This is a genomic window from Kitasatospora sp. NPDC057542 (assembly GCF_042801945.1).
Classification (GTDB): domain Bacteria; phylum Actinomycetota; class Actinomycetes; order Streptomycetales; family Streptomycetaceae; genus Kitasatospora.
Genome location: NZ_JBHVFE010000733.1, coordinates 1 through 2,621 on the forward strand (window position 1 = coordinate 1; position 2,621 = coordinate 2,621).

Genomic DNA, 2,621 nt, shown 5'->3' on the forward strand with positions numbered 1-2,621 from the left:
CTGACCATCCACCCAGCACCCGATCGCCATCCCAGTGATCGGGTGCTGAGTCATGCCAAAACCCCATCTACTTGGGCTTCTATTTACGCGTCAGAAGGGGGTACCCGAAAGTGCCAAAACGTCCCCGGCCGGCGGCGAGCAGCACCCAGCCAGCGGCGCAGCGGCCGTCAGGGCGCAGTCAGTGATGACGCCCGAGGGAAGCGGCGCAGCGGCCGGGTCCTGGGGGGAGCAGGGGGCGTTCCGCGGGACCCGGCCGGTTGGAGGCCAGCAGCGCCGGGGTGGCATGGCGCGGCTTCTGACACTGCAGCCCAGTGACGCCCGGTACTGCAGTTCGGTGACGCCTGCGCTGCAACTCGTTGTCGCGGGCTGCCGGCTGCGGCCTCGGTGAGGGCCGGATCTGGCGGTCTGGTGGCGTCAGTCGATGCCGAGGACGCCCCGGTCGATGCCGGTGAACTCGATGTCGAGGACAGCGGCCAGGACAGCGGCGAGGACGGCGGCCCAGTCGGCTTTGGAGGCTCCGGCGTCGCGGGCGCCGGACGCCCCGGGCGCGTGCTGGCGGACCATCGACGGCTGGTGGCCCGGTGGGAGGAGGTGTTCGAGGACCTGGACGAGGACGTCCTCGGCGAGGCCGCCCAGGGGGCCCGCCAGGAAGCGCGGGACCCGGGGGCCGTCGACGTCCTGGTGCGGGTCCTGTTCCGGCAGCTGGAGGACTGGAAGCAGGCCGGCGGCGCGCTGGAGGAGTCGCTGGGGGCGGCGGCGCTGGGCAGGCCGCTGCCGGTGTGGGCGGCCGACGCCTTGGCCGCCGAGCAGGGAAGGCTCTGGGGCGCACGTCAGGCGCTGCTGGAGGCCATCGCCCGGCACCACCACGGCGGCCCTGACGCCTGGTGAGGGCCGGTCAGCGGGCGGGGGCCGGTCGGGTGGGCTGGTGGGCGCGCAGGATGGCGTCCAGCGTCAGGTCCGCGGTGGGGTGGGTCTTGGGGCGGGAGAAGTTGTCGACGAGGAACCTGGCGCCTTGCGGCTGGTAGAGGAGGGCGATCCAGCCGGCCTGGCCCCACGGTCCGTCGGACAGGGGCGCGGTCCATCCGAAGTTCGACCAGCACCCCGGGGCAGCCACGGCGGCCAGGGGAACTGCATGACTCTGTCACCATGCCGCATCACAGGATGTCAGCGGAAATCCGCACCAGAGTGACACCATCCGCTCCCCCGCCGACGGCACTCCCCAGCTCCTCCACCATCCAGAGTCAGTGACACCCCCTGACCACCAGGTGACAACGAACCGCAGATTCGCAGGGGACGGGCTTGACTCTCGGGTAACGCGAGACGGCACAGTCAGTGCCGTGGACAGGAGAAACCTGCTGCCGATCGGGCAGTTCTCGCAGGCCAGCGGCCTCTCGGTCACTGCGCTTCGGCACTACGACGCCAGTGGCGTGCTGGTGCCGACGTTCGTCGATCCGGTGAGCGGCTACCGGTACTACCAGCGTGACCAGGTACGTACGGCGCAATCGATCAGGGCTCTGCGGCAGCTGGACATCCCGGTCGAAGAGGTGCGCCGGCTGCTCGGCGGCGGCGAGGAGGAGCTGGTCGCCGCCCTGCAGGCGCATCTGCGGGCGGCCGAGCGGCGGCTGGAGGTGCAGCGTTCCATGGTCCACAGCCTGTTGAACCGACTGACCGAAGGAGCAGAGATGACCCACCGCGTCACCGTGCGCCAGGGCGCCGCCGAACGGATCCTCGTTTGCGGGGCGACCCTGGACAACTCCGGGCTTGCCGCCTTCCTCCGCAGCGCCTACCAGGAGATGTACGAGGTCGCCGGCCGCGGCCCACTCACGCTCCCCGGGCCCGCTTTCGTCCGCTTCCACGGAGTGTGCGACGACGAGAACGAGACGCTCGTCGAGGCGTGCCTGCCGTTCTGGGAGGACGGCGCGCAGCCTACGGACCTGCCCGAGGGCATAACCGTGCGCGAGCTACCCGAAAGCACCCTCGCCTGCACGGAGGTTGAGGGCGCGGCCGCTGTGTTCCCGCAGATCCTCGGCGCGTACGACGCCGTCGCCGACTGGATCACCCAACACGGCTTTACTTTCGCGGGCCCGGTCCGGATGATCTTCCGCCGGTGGACCGGGACACCGGACGACCCGGACAACCGCTTGGAGATCGCCTGGCCGATCGACGAGCCTGCCGACGATTAGGTCTTCACCGCCGACAGTGGTGATAGGGGGTCACGTTTCAAAGAGCGCGGACAGCGCCCGGCGGAACACGGGCCGGGCACTGCCTTCGCTGTCGGTCGATTCGGTCGCAACCTCCGGCGCATGGGAAACCGCACGATACCGACCGACGGAAACGTCATCTACATGACGCTGGAAACCGCACCACGATGACGCCGCACCGGCCACCACTACCCCTGACCAGGCACCGGCCTCCCAGGCGTCACGACAAACTGCTGCAGCTCACCGCGACAACGAAATGCAACTTCACACGGGCTGCGCAGACGCCGTTCGGCTGGTATCCGGGTGCGGTTCGGGTGTGGCCGGGCCGCTTGGCCCGGCGGGTGTGCACTCGGGTGTCACCGAACTGCAGCCCCGTGACGCCCGGTGCTGCAGTTCGGTGACGCCTGCGCTGCAACTCGT

4 protein-coding genes are annotated in these 2,621 nt (G+C 69.9%); 2 read left to right on the plus strand and 2 right to left on the minus strand.

The features are described from left to right. Window positions 1–414: 414 nt before the first annotated feature. Entirely contained in the window at window positions 415–564 is a 150-nt protein-coding gene (locus ACFU7Y_RS42810; RefSeq protein ID WP_224280925.1) for a hypothetical protein, read from the minus strand. Window positions 565–573: 9 nt separating this feature from the next. Here ACFU7Y_RS42810 and ACFU7Y_RS42815 point away from each other — a divergent pair, with 9 nt between their 5' ends. Beyond that, window positions 574–888: a hypothetical protein gene (locus tag ACFU7Y_RS42815; RefSeq protein ID WP_224280926.1), complete on the plus strand. Its 315-nt coding sequence runs from the start codon at window positions 574–576 to the stop codon at window positions 886–888. 7 nt (window positions 889–895) lie between these two features. On the opposite strand, the gene ACFU7Y_RS42820 is transcribed toward ACFU7Y_RS42815, so the two are convergent. Next, window positions 896–1,114, minus strand: coding sequence for a hypothetical protein (locus ACFU7Y_RS42820; protein WP_224280927.1), 219 nt, complete (start codon window positions 1,112–1,114; stop codon window positions 896–898). Window positions 1,115–1,337: 223 nt separating this feature from the next. Between ACFU7Y_RS42820 and ACFU7Y_RS42825 the strand changes: the two genes are divergently transcribed. Beyond that, complete coding sequence (locus ACFU7Y_RS42825) at window positions 1,338–2,183, plus strand: MerR family transcriptional regulator (protein ID WP_224280928.1); 846 nt, start codon at window positions 1,338–1,340, stop codon at window positions 2,181–2,183. Window positions 2,184–2,621 lie beyond the last annotated feature (438 nt).

Excerpts from the sequence above, each read along its gene's own strand:
- ACFU7Y_RS42810 (WP_224280925.1), bottom strand. The coding sequence starts at position 564 with ATGGTCCGCCAGCACGCGCCCGGGGCGTCCGGCGCCCGCGACGCCGGA.